This window comes from Erythrobacter sp. S158 (genome assembly GCF_057364915.1).
In genome coordinates this window covers 2,164,543-2,183,456 of sequence record NZ_CP200279.1, presented here as the reverse complement: position 1 = coordinate 2,183,456, position 18,914 = coordinate 2,164,543, and the positions used below count along the sequence as shown (strand labels likewise).

Sequence of the window (18,914 nt, the reverse complement as noted above, 5' to 3'; positions counted from 1 at the left end):
CTCCCATAGGTGAGTTGCTAAGAGCAACGTTTACGTAAACGGGAAGAGAGAGCCCCTATCATGACCACTGCCTATATCGTCGACGCCGTCCGGACCGCAGGTGGACGCCGCGGCGGCCGCCTTGCCGGGGTTCACCCGGTCGACATGCTTGCAAGATCGCTGGACGCCATCGTTGATCGCTCCGGCATCGACCCGGCTGCCGTGGACGACGTCATCACCGGCTGCGTCAGCCAGGCGGGCGAGCAGGCGATGCAGGTCGGGCGTATGGGCGTCTTGTCCTCGAAGCTTCCCGACAGCGTTCCTGCCGTGACCATCGACCGCCAGTGCGGTTCTTCGCAGCAGGCTATCCAATTCGCAGCGCAGGCCGTGATGAGCGGTACGCAGGACGTCGTCATCGCGAGCGGCGTTGAAAGCATGACCCGCGTGCCGATGGGCACCAACGCGACGCTGCACATGAAAGAGGGGCTGGGCCACTACAAGTCGCCGGGTCTCGAAGAGAAGTTTCCCGGCATCCAGTTCAGCCAGTTCATGGGCGCTGAAATGATCGCCAAGAAGCACGGCTTCACCAAGGCGCAGCTCGACAGCTTTGCTCTCTCCAGCCACACCAAGGCGAAAATGGCGACTGAAACCGGCGCGTTCGAGAACGAGATCGTTCCGGTCGAGATTGAGACGCCCGAAGGCTCTGAGATGCACACGGTCGACGAAGGCATCCGTTTCGATGCGACGCTCGAAGGGATTGCCGGGGTCAAGCTGATCTCACCCGATGGCATGGTGACCGCCGCCAGCGCGAGCCAGATCTGCGACGGGTCGAGCGCGGTGCTGGTGGTTTCGGAAGAAGCCCTGAAGCGCCACGGCCTCACCCCGATGGCTCGCATTCACAACCTGACCGTTACGGCGGGCGACCCTGTGATCATGCTCGAAGAGCCGCTGTTCGCGACCGACAAGGCGCTCGATCGCGCTGGGCTCAAGATCGACGATATCGACCTTTACGAAGTCAACGAGGCGTTTGCGCCCGTCCCGCTCGCATGGCTCAAGCACACCGGCGCTGACCCGGAAAAGCTCAACGTCCACGGCGGCGCGATTGCGCTTGGCCACCCGCTTGGCGCATCGGGCACCAAGCTCATGGCGACGCTCGTTCACGCGCTCAAGCGCCACGATAAGAAATACGGCCTGCAGACGATGTGCGAAGGCGGCGGCGTCGCCAATGTCACCATCGTTGAAAGCGTTTAAGACACCCCAATCTCGAGAGGATTTTTGAACATGGAAGTAAGTGCAAACACTCCTGCCGTCGTCACCGGCGGTGCATCGGGCCTCGGCGCGGCGACTGCGCGCGCTCTGGCAGCCAAGGGCGCCAAGGTCGCGATCTTCGACATGAACGAAGAGAAGGGCGAGGCGATGGCTGCAGAGATCGGCGGCATCTTCTGCAAGGTCAACGTGACCAGCGACGAAGACGTCGATGCAGGCTTTGCCAAGGCCCGCGAAGCGCACGGTCAGGAGCGCATTCTCGTCAACTGCGCAGGCATCGGCAATGCGATCAAGACCGCCAGCCGCGACAAGCAATCGGGCGAGATCAAGCACTTTCCGATCAGCGCGTTCGACTTCGTCATCCAGGTGAATCTCATCGGCACCTTCCGCTGCATCGCAAAGTCGGCAGCCGGCATGATGACGCTCGACCCGCTGAGCGAAGACGGTGATCGCGGCGCGATCGTCAACACCGCGAGCGTAGCTGCCGAAGACGGCCAGATGGGCCAGGCGGCTTACTCGGCATCGAAGGGCGGCGTTGTTGGTATGACGCTCCCCATCGCGCGCGACCTGATGCGCGAAGGCATCCGGGTGAACACGATCCTTCCGGGCATCTTCGAAACACCGCTGATGAACGCTGCCCCGCCGCAGGTGAAGGAAGCGCTCGCAGCAAGCGTGCCGTTCCCCAAGCGCCTCGGCGAACCGACCGAATACGCGAAGCTTGCCATGTGCATGATCGAGACTGGCTACTTCAACGGCGAAGATGTGCGCCTCGACGGCGCAATTCGCATGGCGCCGCGTTGATAGCTACGCGCCTTCGCGTTTCCTGATGGGAGCGCAGTCGCAATCAGAAAGGCCCTCGCATATGCGGGGGCCTTTCATTTTGAGAGTACCGTAAGCAGGCCCCCTGCCTACAGGCAATCGCCGCGCGCGATGTAACGCTGGTCGAATAGCATGACGACAGGCCGTGACGCGCTATCTCCTTCATCGGTCTGCGCGTGAATGTGCAGGTGCGGCTCCTCGGTGTTGCCTGAATTGCCGACCACACCGATCGGCTCGCCGACTGCAAGCGTGTCGCCGACCTCGACGCCGACGCTTCCTCGCTTCAGGTGAGCAAGCATGACCAGCGTTTCTTCGCACCGGATCGTCACCCGATTGGCTCCGTCGAGCCGGCGAAACCGGTGGCCAGCGAGATTGTCGGGCCTGTCGTTCACCGCCTCAACCACCTCGCCTGCGCAAGGTGCGCTGACTGGTGCGTCGAAGATGGCATAGTCGGATGGGTGCAGGGGCTTAGGATGCCAGCGGCGCGCCGGGGTGGTGCGCGTGCCGTCTGACGCGACCTTCACGAAATCGACCGAGTGCTTTTCGAAAGATGCTGCGGTCTTCTCGCCTTCGACATAGTGCAGGTTCACGACCAGATTGCTGCCAGCTGAAAGTGCGCAGTATCCTTCCCCGCGTGGCAGTGGCGAGGCGAGGGCAATGCCCTGACCTTCCGGCGCCATCCTGCCCGTTATTCCGGACCACAGCAGGAAGGTGCCCAGCGCCGCCATTGCGCCTGCTGCGAGCACGCTGCCAATGGCACGGTCTGAATTCGCTCCGCGTTCGCGTCGCTGCCACTTGCGGATCGCTGCGAATGCCACAAGGAGCCCGAGGGGGATTAGCGCCCAGCGCGGCGGCCAGATCCACAAACCTGCGGCGACGAGGCCAACGCCTAGAAGCAAGCTAGCCACTATCGTGAGCACGCTCACAAGAACGCTGCTGCGAGGCCCAAACGCAAGCCAGACCGCGATGCACGCGAGCAACGCGGTCTGGACAATCAGTGCAGTGAGAACCAACGGGGGTCTCCTTTAGGAAGCTTGGTCAGGGGGTCAGGCCATCAAGGTCGGGCTTGCGGGGATGATGGCGTAAGCAAACAGGATCGCCGTGGCGCTGACCGAAATTGCGGCGGCGAAGAGGTTTTTTGTAGCGTTGGCGGCGAACATGAGTTTGGCTCCTTCAGGGGGCGTTGGTGGATCAGGCGATCAGGTTGGGGCTGGCCGGAACGATGGCGTAAGCGAAGAGGATGGCCGATACGCCGAGCGAGAAGACAGCGGCGAAAAGGTTGTTGGCGTTGTTGGCGGCGTACATGGGTGGTCTCCTTGAGAAAGTGGGGTCGATCAGACGATGAGGTTGGGGCTTGCGGGGATGACGGCGTAGGCGAACAGGACCAGCGAAGTCGTGACCGAGATGGCTGCTGCGAAAAGGTTCTGAGCGGTGGTTGAAGCGAACATTTGAAGTCTCCTTGGTTGTCTCTTTGGCGTTGTGCGGTGTGTTTCCGCTTGATGCCCAGAAGATTGCAGGAGACGTGCCAAACTTGAAAAATGGCGGAATTCTGCGGGTTTTTGAGACGTGGCCTTGTCACCCGATTGAGTGACATGCGCAGGGTTAGGAATTTTTCCCAACCATTGGGATGCGGGTTTTCGGATTGCTCCTAGCGGTTCGTGGCGGACCGGCTCGCAACGCGACTTTCCTACAGGCGGTGGGCTGACTTAAGGTCGCCTGCTCGCCCGTCAGCGCAACAATTTTGCGTTCACACGCACGTTTGCGGAAAGTCACACCTTGCCACTCGTTTCACCGCACCTATGCTGCGCCAAAAGCGGCACAAAGCCGGGAAAACCGGGCCAATGCGAGAGGGGGCGCGCGTTTTTTCAGAACACCCCTTTGCGCGGTCCATGTGGGATCAGAGAGGAACCTGAATGAGCTACACCCAGATCATCGTCGACAAGGCTGACGGAATCGCGACCATCACGCTCAACCGTCCGGAGAAGATGAACGCCTACACCCGCACAATGGGTGCAGAGATCATGGCGGCGATGGACGATGTCGATGCCGATGACAGCGTGCGCGCCGTGATCTTCACCGGCAGCGGTGAGCGCGCCTTTTGCGCCGGCGCCGACCTCACGCCCGAAGGCGGGGGTCAGGTGTTCTCAAGCGGGGACGAGGTCGAGAGCCTTTCGGACGAGCGCGTGCGCGACGGCGGGGGTCTGCTGACGCTGCGCCTGTTCGAGAGCACGAAACCGCTGATCAGCGCCTGCAACGGCGTCGCCGTGGGTGTCGGCGCGACGATGCAACTGGCGATGGACATGCGGCTTGCCAGTTCGACCGCGCGCTACGGCTTCGTCTTCGCACGGCGCGGCATCGTGCCGGAGGCTGCCTCAAGCTGGTTCCTGCCGCGCCTGGTTGGCGTCGCGCAGGCGCTTGAGTGGTGCTATTCGGGCAGGGTATTCGATGCCGAGGAAGCCCACAAAGGCGGCCTAGTTCGCTCGATCCACGATCCAAAGGACCTGATGCACGCCGCACAAGGCCTCGCGCGCGAGATCGCCGACAATACCAGCGCGGTTTCGGTTGCGATGACGCGGGCGATGATGTGGCGCATGCTGGGTGCGGATCACCCGATGGAAGCGCACAAGATCGACAGCCGCGCGATCTACAAGCTGAGCAGGGGCAAGGACGCGAAAGAGGGGATCGCGAGCTTCCTCGAGAAGCGCAAGCCGATGTATCCGGGCAAGGTCAGCGAGGACATGCCCGACTTCTACCCATGGTGGGAAAAGCGCGCCTACGAATAGAGCTGGCAAATTGGCCTGGGCCGAGCGGGTGACTTGCCTGTAGAGTGGTTTCATGGGAAACCACTTTGCCATGGACGACATCACTTCAGCCTCCCCGAAAGACAAGCCCGCCTCGGAGTATCAGCTCTCGGCCTTCCTGCCGTATCAGCTCTCGATCGCGTCAAACGCGGTGAGCGCGCTCATTTCCGAGCGGTACCGCAAGCGTTTCGGGCTCAAGGTGACGGAGTGGCGGGTCATGGCGGTGCTCGGCGATGCGGGGCTTCGCGGGGAGTTCCTGACCCAGCGTGACCTCACCGAGGCGACGCTGATGGACAAGGTCGCGGTCAACCGGGCGTGCAAGGTGCTCGAAGAACGCGGCCTGATTGCGAGGGCTACCAACAAGAGCGACGGTCGCTCGCACCTGCTTGAGCTGACCGAGGAGGGGCAGGGGATCCACCGCGAGGTGATGCCGCTCGCCAAGGCGACCGAACTGGAATTGCTCGAAGGCTTGTCGCCCGAGGAAGAAAGCGCGCTGCGCTCAATGCTCGAACGTGTCCGCAAGCGCGCTGCCGACATCGCGAAGGACGCCTAGACCGCGCTCACATACGAACGAAAACGGGGCCGATCCGCGCCTGATGGATCGACCCCGTTCGTGTTTGCAGCTTTCCTACAAAGGGTGCGCTGCGTTATTCGCGGCTCTCGCCTGCTTGCTGGTTACCCCTATTCCTTGGTCACCAGCGTATCGGTGATCGCACAGGCCGCCGGGCCAAGGATCACGATGAACAGCACCGGAAGGATGAACAGGATCAGCGGAACGGTCATGATGGCCGGAAGACGTGCTGCCTTCTCTTCGGCGCGCATCATACGTTCGTTGCGGAATTCGGCCGAAAGGACGCGCAGCGCGGAAGCAAGCGGCGTACCGTAGCGTTCGGTCTGGATCATGGTGGTCACCACGCCTTTGACCGCTTCGAGATCGACGCGATAGGCGAGGTTGTTGAAGGCCTGCTTACGCTCGTTGAGGAAAGAGAGTTCAATCGCGGTCAGCGCAAACTCGTCGCCCAGCTCGGGATAAGCGCGGCCCAGTTCCTTGGCGACGCGGTTGAAGGCGGCGTCGACGGTCAGACCTGCCTCGGCGCAGATGACCAAGAGGTCGAGCGCGTCTGGAAGTCCCTTCTGGATCTCCTTCGTACGCTTGTCGGCCTTGTTCTTGAGGAAGAGTTCAGGACCCTTGTAGCCAAGGAACAGACACCCGGCCATCGCGAGGAACTTGTAGAAGTCGCTCTTGATGTCGAAAACGTTGAAGTAATAGATCGCGAAGAAGCCGACGATGCCGAACACGACAGGCAAGACGGCGCGCAGACCGATGACGATAACCGCGAGTTCCTTGTTGCGATAGCCGGCATGGGCAAGCTTTTGCTGCACCGCCTGAAGCTGGCTTTGCTCTAGGACGTTCATCTTGCCAAGGCTGTCCTTGACCTTGTCGGTCGTATCGGACTTGCGCACGAGGCTTGCGCGCTTCTTGGTGCCCGAAGTGACGATGCCTGCCTTGAGCTCGTCGCGGCGCTCGTTGAGCGACTTAACGCGCTTGGCCATCGGGTCCTTGATCGTGATCGCGGCATAGATCGCCATGATCACGGCAAAGGCTGCGAGACCTGCCAGGAGCGTGCCGACGAGGACAACGTCAAAGCCGAGCAGCGTGGGTCCGGATTCTTGATTAAGCATGATACTTCTCGTCTCCGGATCAGATCTCGAAACTGACCATCTTGGCCATGATGAAGATGCCGATGCTCATCCAGACAAGCCCGCCGAGACCTGTGACCATGAGGCGTTCTTCGACGAAGAAGCCGCCGATGTAGGATGGGTTCACCGAGTAGATGAGACCGAACACGATGAAGGGCAGCGAGCCGACGATATAGGCCGAAGCTTTGGACTCCGAGCTCATCGCCTTGATCTTGAGCTTCATTTGCGTGCGCTTGCGAAGCACGTCGGCAAGGTTGGACAACGTCTCTGCAAGGTTACCACCGGTCTCGCGTTGAATGGCGAGGGTGATGGTGAAGAAGTTGAATTCCGGAATGCCCAGGCGGTCGGCGGTTTCCTGAAGCGAATCCTCCATCGTCTTACCGATCTTGATACGCTCGACGATGCCCTTGAATTCGAGGCCAACGGGGCCGGGAACTTCCTGTGCGACCACAGCGAGCGTTTCGGTCACCGGAAGGCCGGAGCGAAGGCCGCGCACGAGCAATTCGATGCCGTCTGCGAACTTGGCGTTGAAGTCGTTCGTGCGCTTCTTGATGAAGAAGCTAACAACGAGGTGCGGCAGGCCGAGGCCCACGAATGCCCCGGCGGCGAGCGACAGGAACGGCGCGCCTGTCTGGATGTAGAGCAGCACGCCCACCACCAGAATGATGCCAAGCGTTACATAGAGATATTGCGATACGGTCCAGCCCTTGCCGGTGCGGTCGAGCCGCACTTCGAGGGCTTCCGTGCGTGATCCCGAGCCGGCGACCTTGTGCGTCTTGGGCTTGCGGGCCGCGATCGCCTTTTTGAACTGCGATTCAACCTTGGCATCGGTGCTTTCGGAGTGACGATAGCGAAGCGCTTCGAGGCGGCGCTTTTGCGCCTTGCCCGCAGCCGGTCCGGTAAGAAGGATGTAACCTGCCACGAGGGCCGAAAAGATCACCACAGTGATCAGCAGGGTCTGAATGATTTCCATGTCTCTCGTGTCCTGCCTTCTCGTGACGTCGCGTCACGTATGCATCTCTAGTCGTCACACCGCTCGATCGAACGGTCAGTCATTTGACGGTCAAACCGTGGCTGGCCGAGGCCCGCGGGGAAGTGCGGGCCTCGCCAGCTTTGAACAGACCTATTCGGCCTGCTCGGTTTCTTCCGGCTTGTCCTTCTTCGCGAGGAGCGACTTGAAGTCGAAACCGCCAAGCAGCGACTTCTTCTCTTCGGTCACAGAGGAAAGATCTTCCTCGCTTGCACCCATCACGCGTTCGGCGATGCGCTTGACCGCGCCGGTTGCCTTCGAGTTCTTGTTCGCCTCGACGAACACCTGACCCAGCTTGGCTGCGTTCGATGCTGCCTTCACGTCGTAAGGGATTACGAAGTCGATCTTGCGCTCGATCGAGGCTTCGAAATCGGCCTTGCTGATTTCGGCAACGCCGGGCTGGACCTTGTTCGCGACGATCATCGGGTGAGCGTGCGCTGCGTTGGTCTTGAGCCATGACAGGATGCGGATCGTATCGCGCGCCGAAGCCAGAGTGAGTTCGCAGGTCAGAAGGACCAGGTTCACATCAGCCAGCAGGTGCGGGAAGTTAATCAGCATGTTGCGCGGCAGATCGATGACCGTCATCTCGAACGCCTGGCGGAACTCTTCCTCCAGTTGCACGAATGCCGAGCCATCAGTCATCAGCGGCTGGCTGATCGGAGCCTCTGCCGACAGGATCGACAGATTGTCGCTCGCGCGGATCATGGCGCGTTCGATGAACAGGCCGTCGATACGGCTTGGATTGTCGATCGCGTCAGTGAGGCCGCGGCCCGGCTCCAGATCGAGCGCAAGTGCGCCGGTCCCGAAGTGAACGTCGAGGTCGAGCAGCGCGGTAGGAGCGCCATGCTCTTCGCTGAACAGCCACGAAAGCGAGGTTGCGATGGTCGATGCACCGACACCGCCGCGCGTTCCGACCACTGCGGTCGAGATGTGACGCTTGACGGCCTCACCGTCGCCGCCCTTGGGCGAGGTGAACACGGCAAGAGCTGCGTTGAGAGCATCGTGGACGGCCTGCGCGCTGAGCGGCTTGAGCAGGTAATCGTGGATGCCGCTTGCAAGCAGGTCGCGGTACAGACGCACGTCGTTGACCTGACCGATCGCGATCACGACCGTGCCCGGTTCGCAAACCTCAGCAAGAGCGTTGATGTCGTTGAGCGGATCACCGCTCTCGGACAGATCGACAATCAGGATCGCAGGCGAGGCGCTGACAGATAGCGACTGGATCGCGTTGCGAAGACCGCCCTTGTTGCACTTCTCAGGCGGCCAGCCCATCTCGATCACGACCGGACGCAGGACGTCAAGCGCGGCGTCGTCGCAAATATAGGCGGCGAATGGATCGCGGTTGCCGGGAAGGCCCGATTTCCAAGGAGCGTTCATTATCAGTTACCTCCGCCTTGAGCGTTTTGAAGACCCCCTGCGCCGGTTGGCGCGGCCTCACGATAAGTCCGAATGGCGCGGTTGCTGGTCGCGATGACCGTCTCGCCGGAACCCTTTTGACCTTCGAGAAGGTCTTCGGGATTGGCGATCATGGCTGCCATGTTCGAATTGATCGCACAGCCGTAACCCGGGCTGGATGCATTGTTGTAATTCATGTCCGACTTGGTCGACCAATCCGGGCAGCCCGGCACGGACGCATCGCTGCGGGTGATGACCACGCGAGCCTGTCCGGGAGCAAGCGTACCCGACGTGGTTGGAGCGACTTCGGTAACGATCAGGCCATATCGACCGGCCAGCTCGTTCACCGCTTCGGCGACAGCCGGGTTGCTCGACGGGTCTTCAATAGCGACACGGTCACCGTAGCGGAGATCCATCGTCTCGAACCAGCCGTTGAGACGCTGTTGTTCGGAGATCGACAGGCCCGAGCGGTTGGTGTTCACATCCATCGCGAAGTTGGTGCGTTCCACGACCGGCTGCTTGAGACTGTAGAGCGAGGTGTTGGTGGCCATTCCGCCGCAACCCGCCACTGCGAGCCCGAGCGAGAGGGCAACAGCGCCCATCAGTTTGCTGTTCTTTGCAAGTTTCATTGGTTGAACCTTTCGCATTGGGCTTAAAGATCGAAGCCGGGTGTGACGGCGTCTGCCTGGCGTTCGCGACCACGGTTCGAACGGTCATCCGCGCGGCGCTGTTGCGGCTGCGGGGCTGACGGGACGATCGCGGCCGGATCGGCCTGGCTGATGTCTGGGTTGGGAGCATCTGGCTCGGCCGCGGTCGGGCCGGGGCGGCGCTCGCCGCTGACGCCATCATTGTCCCTGAAGCCGATGAACTGCTCAAGCTCGTTGGCCGAGTGATAGCCATCTGTCGGCAGAGCAATGTCGCTCGCGTTGACCGGCTTCACCAGATACGGCGTTACCACGATGACAAGCTCGGTCTCACCGCGGCGGAAGTCGCGGCTGCGGAACAGATTGCCCAGGATCGGCACATCGCCAAGGCCAGGAGCCTTGTCGAGAGCGTTCTGAGCGTTGTTGCTCAGAAGACCTGCAATCATGAAGCTCTGACCCGAACCAAGCTCGACTGTCGTTTCGGTGCGGCGAATGGTAAGCGCGGGTACCTGGAAACCGTTAAGCGTGACTGCGCCCTGCGAAGACAGCTCGGAGACTTCCGGACGGACGCGGATCGAGATCCGGCCATTGGAAAGAACGGTAGGAGTGTAAGCGAGGCTCACACCGAAGTTGCGATACTCGATAGCGACGTTGCCGAGGCCCTGTGAAATCGGGATCGGAAACTCACCGCCTGCGAGGAAAGTCGCGGTCTCGCCAGAAAGCGCAGTCAGGTTTGGCTGCGAAATCGTGGTGATGAGGCCGAGGCGTTCCGACAGGTCGAGTGCGCCAAGAGCATCGAGGCCGAACAGTCGGCCGAGACCCGCGATGGTCGTGCCGGCGGTTCCCGAATTGATACCGGGGCCGGTGAAGGAGATCGGATCGCCGTTTGCGTCGACGAACGGAAGTCCGGTGTTCGGATCGATGGGGGTAACAACCGGGTTTTGAACCCCTGAACCAACGCCAAGCGGGCCGTTGCGGAAGTCGAACTCGCCCGAGCCGAGCGTGCGACCGGTACCAACCGCGCCGCGGAAGCCGCCAGTCGATGCATCGAAAGTGGTGAGGTTGCCGCTGACGGCACGCACCAGGCTGCGGCTGACTTCGGCAAACTTGACCTGCAGGTTCACCTGAAGCGGCGTTGCCGTCTTGAGGCGCGTGATCACGTTGGCCTGTTCACCAAGGAATGCGGTGACGAGGCGCTCTGCCTCGGCTGCGTCCTCGGGCGCGGCTACGGTGCCGGTAAGGAGCACAGTGTTGGTGCCCATCGTGGCGACGTTCACCTGCGCTTCGGGCATGGCGAGTGCGAGCATCTGGTCGATGCTGCCGATGTTCGAGCCTACGCGGACATTCGCCGAGAAGATCACTTCGCCGCGAGCATCGCTCGCGTAGATCGTGGTCTCGCCGCCGGAACGACCGAAGACGTAAAGCTGGCGCTGCGACTTGATCTGGACGTCGGCAACGTTCTCGTTGGCAACGAAGACATCAGTCATGGTGCCGGGCACCTGGACCAGCTCACCGCGACCGATCGAAATCACGATCTCATCGCTTGGGCTGACGACCTGCTGAGCGGTGGCTGTGCCGGTCGGCGCAGCTGCCAGTGGCAGCGCGGCGATGCTTGCAAGCAGCGCTTTTGCAAAGGACTTGGCTTTCATTGTCTGGGCCCCCGTGGATTTCCCTGATTGGCTTTCGGCCTTTTCAGCCGAAGCGCTCACGTTCTTTATTGCGATGCGCATGGTCATTCCCCTCAGCGGATGATCGACGACGATGCGGTCGAGACCACCTCGCCGGCGTCACCGACACCGCGTGCGCTGGACGAACCGACTGCGCGGCTGGCTGATCCGACAGGCACTTCGCTGGTTGCTTTGCCGCGGGTAACGCGGACTGACGGGCCGGTGTAAACCGGTGCGCCGTTAACCGTGGATGCGACACCCGGAGCAGGCGGGGTGACGCGGTCGCGGCCACCATCGTTCTGCGCAGGGATGCTGCTGCGCTGGAAGCGCGAGACGTCGCCGCCGGTTGCGTAGGTCGAACCCTTGTCCACGGGCTGACCCATGGCAGTGCGAAGGATGCGCTCTTCTTCTTCAGGCGTTGCGTCGTCGGGGATTTCGAGATCACCCGAAGCAATCGCACGCTCGAGTTCGGCCTGGTTGTCGGCAATCGAACGCAGCACCAGAGTCAGCTGTCCGATGGTCTGTGCAACCGCGACCTTTTCAGCGATCTGCGGGGTCACTTCGAGAGTCACCGTACGGAAGGCGCGAACAACGGTCTTGCCTTCATCGTTGGTGACCTGCTCGGTCGTCTGGTCAGTTGCGAGGACACGCAGGTTGCGCAGTACGGTTTCAGCCGCGTTGAGCGGGCGGCCTTCGCCGCTCACAGTCTGCGTGAGGACAACGTCAACACGGTCGCCCGGGAAAACAAAGCCTGCAACACCGGTCTTGGCCGAAACCGGAACAGTGACAGCACGCATGCCCGGGCCGAGAGCCGCAGCGAGGAAGCCGCGGTCGCCTGGGCTGACGAGCGAACCCTGGGTCACCGGTTCACCGGCAGTAACCGGGAAGCGGACAACCGTGCCGAGCAGCTGGCTCATGTCAGATTCGCCTTCAATGAAGTAGGCGTCCTGGACCAGCTCTTCGGGCCACATCTGGTAGCCCATGGCATCTGCCGTGATAATCGTACCGGCGGGAAGCGCACGGTTGGCAACCAGCACCTTGGGACCTGTCGGTTCCGGTGCAGCTTGAGCGGTCGGCGCAGGATCGCCTGCGAACATGCTCCGAGCAAGAAATGCGCTACCGATCGCAACGACCAGTGCACCAAGCAGCAGAACCAGTTTCTTCCTATCCATGGCTAATAAGCCCCCTCGTGTCGGCCCTGAGAAATTGCGGGCAGGTATGGTTGCAACCGATAAGTCCTAATTGGTTAAGATCGGGTTCACGGCAGATCTCAGGCAAAAGCGGGAACCGAGATCAGTTTCGGGTAGAGAACCAGCAGCGCGCCTCCGGCGATCGCGACCCCATAAGGAAGCACTCCGCGGGTTTTTGGACGCAGAAACATCAGGCGCAGGACAAACAGGATGGCCATAACGCCGCCGCACAGCGCCATGTACCAAAGCATGCCGAGATAGCTCATCGGAGTGAACCAAAGCGCGAGTGCGCCGAGCAGCTTGATGTCGCCGCCGCCAAGAATCGTGATGTTGAGGCGGTATCCGATATACGCGACACCAACGAGAATCGCGCAGACGACCAGCGCAAATCCAATTTGCCAGACCACATCCGGCCACAGCGACAATCCGCTGGCCCACCAGAAAACAGGCGCACCCGCCGCAATCGCGATGTTGAGCCAGTTTGATATGGTTCTCGACCGGATATCGGTGAAAGCGGCGATAAGCAGTCCAATTGCCAAGGCAATCAGCAGTCCGTAGTGAATAGTCGTCATCAGCATATGGCCCCCGAAGAAAGGCAGTTCGCGAGTGTCGGGACTTTCCCGCTCGCGGTTTCTCTTCGAGGGTGGGTGCTACAGGCGAGTGCTTACCAAATAGTAACCATAATCTTTGGCGACCCGATTGGGGAACAGAGCGATTAGCAAGATGAGCGATGCAGCAATCAGCGATGAAAAAATGAGCGCAGAAGGTGCTATCGACAGACGCTCTATCCCGCCGGCTGCCAGCGAAAGTAAATGGCAAGCGACCGACGGGCACACTTTGCGGCGTATCGACTGGCCTGGCGCACTGGCCGATGGGGCGTCGAGCCCGCGCGGATCGCTCCTGTTTATGCCCGGGCGCGGCGACACGTATGAGAAATATCTGGAGAGTCTCGAAGAATGGCACCGTGCCGGGTGGCGCGTAACCGCCGCTGACTGGCGCGGGCAAGCTGGCTCCGGCCGGCTGGGCGGCGACGCGGTTACCGGCCACATTGACGACTTCACCACGTGGACACGCGATCTCGTACAACTCTGGGACGGCTGGAAGGGCGAGGCGTCTGGTCCGCATGTGCTTGCCGGCCATTCGATGGGCGGACACCTTATCATGCGAGCGCTGGTCGATGGCGATATCGCACCCGATGCCGCAGTGCTTTCGGCTCCCATGCTGGGCATGGCCGGACCCAAACTTCCGCTCCCGTTGCTCCACAATGTCGCAAAAGTGATGACGAAGGTCGGCGATCCGCTGAGGCCAGCCTGGAAATGGAGCGAAAAGCCGGGCGAATTGCCCAAGGACCGGGTAAACCTGCTCACTCACGATTCTGATCGGTATGAGGACGAATCGTTTTGGCGAACAGCGAGGCCTGAACTGGTCATGGGTCCGGCCAGCTGGGGTTGGGTCGAGCGCGCTTATGCTTCGTGGCGCAGGCTCGAAGAACCGGGCGCGATGGAAACGGTGAAAACGCCAGTGCTGATTCTCTCGACGTCGAATGACAGGCTCGTCAGCCACGATGCGAATGTTCGAGCCGCCTCGCGGCTCCCCAATGCAAAGCTCGTGAGTTTCGGCACGGAAGCGCATCACGAAATCCTTCGCGAAGTCGATCCGGTGCGGGATCGGATGATGAGTGAGATTGCGGAATTCCTCAACGAGGTCGCGCCTGCCGGAAGGCACGCTCCTCAATGAGTGAGACGCTTTACGAATTTGCAGTGATTGGCGCTGGCATGGCAGGCGCCAGCATCGCTGCTGAACTGGCGCCGCATGCGCGCGTGCTGGTGCTTGAAGCCGAGGATGCGCCCGGATACCATTCGACCGGCCGATCCGCTGCTTTCTGGGAAGAGTGCTATGGCGGACCCGGCGTGGTTCCGCTGACGCTGGCCTCGGGCAGCTACCTGCGCGAGCACGGTTTCCTCTCACAGCGCGGTGCACTCTATATAGGGCGCGCCGAAGATCGCGACGAAATGGACAGCTTCGTTCGCCAGTTCGATGGCACCGGCGTTTCGATTGAGCGGCTCAGAGGTGAAGCCGTCCGAGCGCGCGTACCCCAGCTGCGCGAGGAATGGTGCGACGCCATCTACGAAGAACCGTGCGCCGATATCGACGTTGCCGGTCTGCATCAGCACTATCTCAAGGCGCTCAAGACCGCTGGCGCGACGTTAGAGTGTCGCGCTCGAATCAGCCGGTTTGAAAGGGAAGCAGGCGGTTGGCGCATCTTGAGCGAGAGCGGGGTAAGCTGGCGCGCCGCAGAGATCGTTAATGCGGCAGGCGCGTGGGCCGATGTCATCGCAGAGCGCGCCGGTGCGCGGCCAATTGGTATAGAACCCAAGCGTCGCACCGTCGCGCAGCTGCGCGTCGCGCCGGTGGCTCCTGACGACCAACCGCTGGTCCTCGATATCTCGGGCGGCTTTTACTTCAAGCCGGACAATGGACGCCTGTGGCTTAGCCCGCATGATGAGATTCCATCCGAGCCGTGTGACGCCGCGCCTGAAGAACTCGATGTCGCGCGTGCGATCGATCGGTTTGAGCGGGCAACGAATTGGAAGATCGAGGCGGTCGAGCGCCGTTGGGCAGGCCTCCGCAGCTTCGCGCCGGACAGGCTCCCGGTCTACGGACGCGATCCCGAATGCGCTGGCTTTGCGTGGTTTGCAGGGCAGGGCGGTTTCGGCATTCAGACCTCGCCTGCAGCGGCGCGCCTCGGCGCACAGCTCTTGCTCGGCCTTGAGCCTGATGAGCTGACCATGGGGATTGATCGCACTCGATACTCCCCGCAGCGCTTTTCCGACTTGAAAGCGCGTCTCACGGGCTAGCCAGCGCGCAAGCTATCTGTAAGAAGGTGAATGAGTTTCAACACGACCTACGAGAGGGGAAACCAAACATGGCTCACAAGTTTGAAATCTACAAAGACAAGGCAGATGAGTATCGCGTGCGCTTCAGCTACAACAGCGAGGTGATGTTCTCGACGCAGGGTTATTCGAGCAAGTCGTCAGCCCAGAACGCGATCGATTCGATCAAGAAGAACGGCCCTGACGCGCCGGTCGAAGACAACAGCTAAGTTTTCGGCTCTCACGAGCTTCAAGCGGGCGTGCCATCACCGGATGGCGCGCCCGTTTTGCATTCGGTTGGCTATTCGCCGCGCGCGACGCGGTCGGCCTCGTTGCTGGCAAGCTGATCGACCCGTTCGTTCTCTGCGTGCCCCGAATGGCCCTTGACCCAATGCCACGAAACTTCGTGGCGTGATGTGACGTCGATCAGATCGTGCCAAAGATCGGAGTTGCGGACCGGCTTCTTGCTCGCATTGACCCAGCCGCGCTTCTTCCAGCCGTGAACCCACTTGGTGATGCCGTCGATCACGTATTTGCTGTCGGAGTAGAGGTCGACCTTGCAAGGTTCGATGAGCGCCCTCAGCCCCTCGATCGCTGCGGTGAGTTCCATGCGGTTGTTGGTTGTGTCCGCCTCACCACCGGACAATTCCTTTTCGTGCTTGCCCAGCCGCAACAAAGCGCCCCAGCCACCCGGCCCCGGATTCCCTTTGCAGGCGCCGTCGGTGAAAATCTCGACATGTTTCATGGGGCGGCTTTGCCCGATCATGTTGCACCTTCAAACAGCGTAGGCCCGTTTCTGTCGTAAAATTCGAGCCTTCGGACGAAATCCATCGGGTCCTTGCGCGTGACCAAAGCATCGGCAGGCGTCGAAATCCAGTCCTCTGCGCGGCTGGTCACGAAGCGAATGGCCGCACCGCGTGCAAGAACTGGCAGGCATTCGCGCTCGTAGTCGGTGAGGCTGCGTACGCTTTCATAGCCCTCAATTAAGGCATCCGCGATCTCGCTGCGAAAGGTATGCCCGCCATTGTCGAAGCTCCATGCCGCATGCGTGACGGCAAGGTCGTATGCGAATGCATCGCTTGCAGAAAAATAGAAGTCGATCAGCCCACTCACGCGCTCGCCCAGCATCAGGACATTGTCCGGAAATAAGTCACAATGGACGACGCCGCCCGGCAAATCGCTGGGCCACAGCGTTTCGAGCGAGGCCAGATGTTCGGAAAGGATCGACGGGAGAGCCGGGTCGATCCCGGCCAGCGCCTTGTCGCCGCACCGTGCCGTGATCTCTTTCCATGCCGCCAGCCCCATGTCGTTTGCGCGGGTTGGCTTGAAATCTGCGACGGCGAGGTGGTTCTGCGCAAGCGCCCTCCCGACTGACCTCGCCTGACCTGCCGTGGGATGATCAACCGAGACACCGGGCAGATATTCGATCAGGGCGACTGCCTTGCCATCAAGCAAGCGGAAGTTCGCGCCGTCGGTATCGTGGATAGTTCGCGGAACCGGGCACCCCTTGGCGGCGAGGTGATCCATCAGGTCGAGGAAGAAGGGCAGGTCGGAAAGCTCGATCCGCCGCTCATACATGGTGAGGATAAAGCGTGTATTCGCGCCTGAATTGCCTGTCGTCTCGATCAGCCAGTTGGAGTTCGAAACACCCTCGGCGATGCCTTTTGCTGAAACCAGTTCACCGACGTCATAATGCGCGATGAGATCTGCAAGATCCTCTGCGCCAAGATGGGTGTAGACCGCCATGGCTAGCGAGCGCTCCCGAAAATCCTATTCGGTAAGCTGACGAGGCAGCTTGAACACCATCTTCTCTTCGGTGTGCGTGATTGTCTTTTCGTGAAGCGGGCGCAGCTTGGCGAGCGCATCGACAACTTCGCGAACGAGCACTTCGGGAGCAGAAGCCCCGGCGGTGAGGCCGATTGTATCAATACCTTCAAGCCATGCCGGGTCGATCTCCTCGGCTCGCTGGATCAACTTGCCCGGCGTGCCTAGCCGCTCGGCCACTTCGACCAGCCGCAGTGAGTTCGACGAGTTGGGAGCGCCGACAACCAGGACCAGATCACAGTCATGCGCCAGTTCCTTGACCGCTGCCTGACGGTTCGAGGTTGCGTAGCAGATATCTTCGGCCTTTGGCCCGCGAATGTTGGGATATCGCCATTCGAGTGCGTCGATCACTTCGCGCGTATCGTCGACCGAAAGCGTGGTCTGCGTGAGGTAGGCGAGCTCTTCATCCGACTCGAACGGGAGCTTGTCGACGTCTTCGATGTTCTCGACGAGTGTCATCTGACCAGGCTCAACCTGGCCCATCGTACCGATCACCTCGGGGTGGCCCTCGTGGCCGATAAAGATGATGTGGCGACCTTTTTCCAGCTGACGCTCAGCCTGGCGGTGGACCTTGGAGACCAGCGGGCAGGTCGCATCGACATAGACCATATTGCGACGCTCTGCCTCGGCAGGGACGGACTTGGGTACGCCATGCGCGCTGAAGACGACCGGTGCATCGGTTGGCACTTCGTCCAGTTCCTTGACGAAGATTGCGCCTTTGGCCTTCAGGCCTTCGACCACGTATTTGTTGTGGACGATTTCATGGCGGACATAGACCGGCGCTCCATACCGCTCGAGCGCCTTTTCGACGATCTCGATCGCCCGGTCCACGCCCGCGCAAAAGCCGCGCGGGGCGGCGATCAGGAGGTTGAGCGGCTTGGCGTCGCCTGCGCCTGTCGCAGGCTTTGTATCGGGCAATGGAGCGTTCATAAGACTGCCACTAGCGCTTTGCGGCGCGGCTCGCTAGGGCAACGTGAGTTTGCTGCGTTTGGGGCAACATAAGAGGCGTGGTCCGGACGGCCGCGCGAGAGTGATAAATTTCGAGGGATCACCTGAGTATGACGTTTCGCACCCGTATCCTGCCTGCTATCGCACTCGGCGCCGCACTTGCAGGCTGCTCGAGCGAGGGCGAGCTGGTGGTCGACCAGGGCGTAGGCATTACCTCGGTGCTGACCCGTTGCCCTGCTGTTGGCATTCCCGACTACACCGGGGATGTGACGACATTCCGTGCAGCCGACCCGACGCTCGCCAATCTCGACGTGTCGGCGTCGATTACCAACCTTCGTTCGACCTGCGATGATTCAAGCGAGCGCGTTTACACCGAAGCCACCTTCGACATCCGCGCCCGCCGCAGCGATGTGCGCGGCGCGCGAACCGTTACGCTCCCTTACTTCGTAACCGTCCTTCAGGGTGGCAGCGCAGTTGTGACAAAACGCGTGGGCGAAGTGACCTTGAGCTTTGCCAACGGTCAGGAACGCGCACAAACGAGCGCGCGTGCAGGTTCCTTCGTGGACCGTGCGGCGGCTTCGCTTCCCGAGGACATCCGCGAACGCATCACGCGGCGACGACGGGCCGGTGACCCGGAAGCGGCGCTTGACCCGCTGGCAGCCCCCGAGGTGCGCGCGGCTATCGCCCGCACGCGTTTCGAGATGCTGATCGGCTTCCAGCTGACCGAAGAACAGCTCGCGTATAACGCCACGCGCTGATCTTTGCGTTCGCCCATAC

Annotated in this window: 22 protein-coding genes; 8 read left to right on the top strand and 14 right to left on the bottom strand. The window is 61.2% G+C overall.

What is annotated here, in order from left to right:
* The first annotated feature begins 60 nt into the window (after positions 1 to 60).
* Together AC0V6T_RS10785 and AC0V6T_RS10780 are read left to right on the top strand one after the other, a co-directional pair.
* The gene (locus AC0V6T_RS10785; protein WP_486126771.1) at positions 61 to 1,230 is read left to right on the top strand and encodes an acetyl-CoA C-acetyltransferase; all 1,170 of its coding nucleotides are present in this window, start codon (positions 61 to 63) and stop codon (positions 1,228 to 1,230) included.
* Positions 1,231 to 1,260: 30 nt separating this feature from the next.
* A complete protein-coding gene (locus AC0V6T_RS10780) occupies positions 1,261 to 2,046 on the top strand; it encodes an SDR family NAD(P)-dependent oxidoreductase (RefSeq protein ID WP_486126769.1) in 786 nt (261 codons plus the stop codon).
* Between the two features lie 107 nt (positions 2,047 to 2,153).
* Here AC0V6T_RS10780 and AC0V6T_RS10775 read toward each other — a convergent pair whose 3' ends face one another.
* Genes AC0V6T_RS10775 through AC0V6T_RS10760 form a run of 4 tightly spaced genes read right to left on the bottom strand, consistent with a single transcriptional unit; the run spans position 2,154 to position 3,512 of the window.
* Positions 2,154 to 3,077, bottom strand: coding sequence for a M23 family metallopeptidase (locus tag AC0V6T_RS10775; protein ID WP_486126767.1), 924 nt, complete (start codon positions 3,075 to 3,077; stop codon positions 2,154 to 2,156).
* A gap of 33 nt (positions 3,078 to 3,110) precedes the next feature.
* Entirely contained in the window at positions 3,111 to 3,224 is a 114-nt protein-coding gene (locus AC0V6T_RS10770) for an enoyl-CoA hydratase (RefSeq protein ID WP_486126765.1), read from the bottom strand.
* A gap of 31 nt (positions 3,225 to 3,255) precedes the next feature.
* Positions 3,256 to 3,369 carry an enoyl-CoA hydratase gene (locus AC0V6T_RS10765; RefSeq protein ID WP_486126763.1) on the bottom strand — a complete coding sequence of 38 codons (114 nt, stop codon included), beginning with the start codon at positions 3,367 to 3,369 and terminating at the stop codon, positions 3,256 to 3,258.
* A 29-nt stretch (positions 3,370 to 3,398) separates the two neighbouring features.
* Positions 3,399 to 3,512 (bottom strand): hypothetical protein, encoded by a 114-nt coding sequence (locus AC0V6T_RS10760; RefSeq protein WP_007163262.1) that lies wholly within the window; start codon positions 3,510 to 3,512, stop codon positions 3,399 to 3,401.
* A gap of 465 nt (positions 3,513 to 3,977) precedes the next feature.
* Here AC0V6T_RS10760 and AC0V6T_RS10755 point away from each other — a divergent pair, with 465 nt between their 5' ends.
* On the top strand, positions 3,978 to 4,847 hold the full coding sequence (locus AC0V6T_RS10755; protein ID WP_486126761.1) for a crotonase/enoyl-CoA hydratase family protein: 870 nt from the start codon (positions 3,978 to 3,980) through the stop codon (positions 4,845 to 4,847).
* A gap of 70 nt (positions 4,848 to 4,917) precedes the next feature.
* Entirely contained in the window at positions 4,918 to 5,418 is a 501-nt protein-coding gene (locus AC0V6T_RS10750; RefSeq protein WP_486128573.1) for a MarR family winged helix-turn-helix transcriptional regulator, read from the top strand.
* 128 nt (positions 5,419 to 5,546) lie between these two features.
* On the opposite strand, the gene AC0V6T_RS10745 is transcribed toward AC0V6T_RS10750, so the two are convergent.
* From AC0V6T_RS10745 to AC0V6T_RS10715, 7 genes are all read right to left on the bottom strand, one after another.
* Entirely contained in the window at positions 5,547 to 6,548 is a 1,002-nt protein-coding gene (locus AC0V6T_RS10745) for a type II secretion system F family protein (RefSeq protein ID WP_486126759.1), read from the bottom strand.
* Positions 6,549 to 6,567: 19 nt separating this feature from the next.
* The gene (locus AC0V6T_RS10740) at positions 6,568 to 7,539 is read right to left on the bottom strand and encodes a type II secretion system F family protein (RefSeq protein WP_486126757.1); all 972 of its coding nucleotides are present in this window, start codon (positions 7,537 to 7,539) and stop codon (positions 6,568 to 6,570) included.
* Positions 7,540 to 7,689: 150 nt separating this feature from the next.
* Positions 7,690 to 8,973 carry a pilus assembly protein CpaE gene (locus AC0V6T_RS10735; RefSeq protein ID WP_007163267.1) on the bottom strand — a complete coding sequence of 428 codons (1,284 nt, stop codon included), beginning with the start codon at positions 8,971 to 8,973 and terminating at the stop codon, positions 7,690 to 7,692.
* Positions 8,974 to 8,975: 2 nt separating this feature from the next.
* Positions 8,976 to 9,620, bottom strand: coding sequence for a CpaD family pilus assembly protein (locus AC0V6T_RS10730; RefSeq protein ID WP_007163268.1), 645 nt, complete (start codon positions 9,618 to 9,620; stop codon positions 8,976 to 8,978).
* 23 nt (positions 9,621 to 9,643) lie between these two features.
* Entirely contained in the window at positions 9,644 to 11,284 is a 1,641-nt protein-coding gene (locus AC0V6T_RS10725) for a type II and III secretion system protein family protein (protein WP_486128572.1), read from the bottom strand.
* A 92-nt stretch (positions 11,285 to 11,376) separates the two neighbouring features.
* The gene (gene cpaB, locus AC0V6T_RS10720; RefSeq protein ID WP_007163270.1) at positions 11,377 to 12,474 is read right to left on the bottom strand and encodes a Flp pilus assembly protein CpaB; all 1,098 of its coding nucleotides are present in this window, start codon (positions 12,472 to 12,474) and stop codon (positions 11,377 to 11,379) included.
* 98 nt (positions 12,475 to 12,572) lie between these two features.
* Positions 12,573 to 13,064, bottom strand: coding sequence for an A24 family peptidase (locus AC0V6T_RS10715; RefSeq protein ID WP_486126754.1), 492 nt, complete (start codon positions 13,062 to 13,064; stop codon positions 12,573 to 12,575).
* 151 nt (positions 13,065 to 13,215) lie between these two features.
* On the opposite strand from AC0V6T_RS10715, the gene AC0V6T_RS10710 reads away from it, so the two are divergent.
* The 3 genes from AC0V6T_RS10710 (at position 13,216) to AC0V6T_RS10700 (ending at position 15,595) form a co-directional block, all read left to right on the top strand.
* Positions 13,216 to 14,229: an alpha/beta hydrolase gene (locus AC0V6T_RS10710; RefSeq protein WP_486126752.1), complete on the top strand. Its 1,014-nt coding sequence runs from the start codon at positions 13,216 to 13,218 to the stop codon at positions 14,227 to 14,229.
* The gene (locus AC0V6T_RS10705) at positions 14,226 to 15,350 is read left to right on the top strand and encodes an NAD(P)/FAD-dependent oxidoreductase (RefSeq protein WP_486126750.1); all 1,125 of its coding nucleotides are present in this window, start codon (positions 14,226 to 14,228) and stop codon (positions 15,348 to 15,350) included. The genes AC0V6T_RS10710 and AC0V6T_RS10705 overlap by 4 nt, the downstream gene beginning before the upstream one ends.
* 68 nt (positions 15,351 to 15,418) lie before the next feature.
* On the top strand, positions 15,419 to 15,595 hold the full coding sequence (locus AC0V6T_RS10700; RefSeq protein ID WP_007163275.1) for a YegP family protein: 177 nt from the start codon (positions 15,419 to 15,421) through the stop codon (positions 15,593 to 15,595).
* Between the two features lie 71 nt (positions 15,596 to 15,666).
* Here AC0V6T_RS10700 and rnhA read toward each other — a convergent pair whose 3' ends face one another.
* From rnhA to ispH, 3 genes are read right to left on the bottom strand one after another with little or no spacing between them, the layout of a single operon-like run.
* A complete protein-coding gene (gene rnhA, locus AC0V6T_RS10695; protein ID WP_486126748.1) occupies positions 15,667 to 16,110 on the bottom strand; it encodes a ribonuclease HI in 444 nt (147 codons plus the stop codon).
* A gap of 17 nt (positions 16,111 to 16,127) precedes the next feature.
* Positions 16,128 to 17,111, bottom strand: a complete 984-nt coding sequence (gene thrB / locus AC0V6T_RS10690; protein ID WP_486126746.1) for a homoserine kinase — start codon at positions 17,109 to 17,111, stop codon at positions 16,128 to 16,130.
* Positions 17,112 to 17,135: 24 nt separating this feature from the next.
* The gene (ispH, locus tag AC0V6T_RS10685; RefSeq protein WP_007163278.1) at positions 17,136 to 18,119 is read right to left on the bottom strand and encodes a 4-hydroxy-3-methylbut-2-enyl diphosphate reductase; all 984 of its coding nucleotides are present in this window, start codon (positions 18,117 to 18,119) and stop codon (positions 17,136 to 17,138) included.
* Between the two features lie 128 nt (positions 18,120 to 18,247).
* Here ispH and AC0V6T_RS10680 point away from each other — a divergent pair, with 128 nt between their 5' ends.
* Entirely contained in the window at positions 18,248 to 18,895 is a 648-nt protein-coding gene (locus AC0V6T_RS10680) for a hypothetical protein (protein WP_486126744.1), read from the top strand.
* Positions 18,896 to 18,914: the final 19 nt, after the last annotated feature.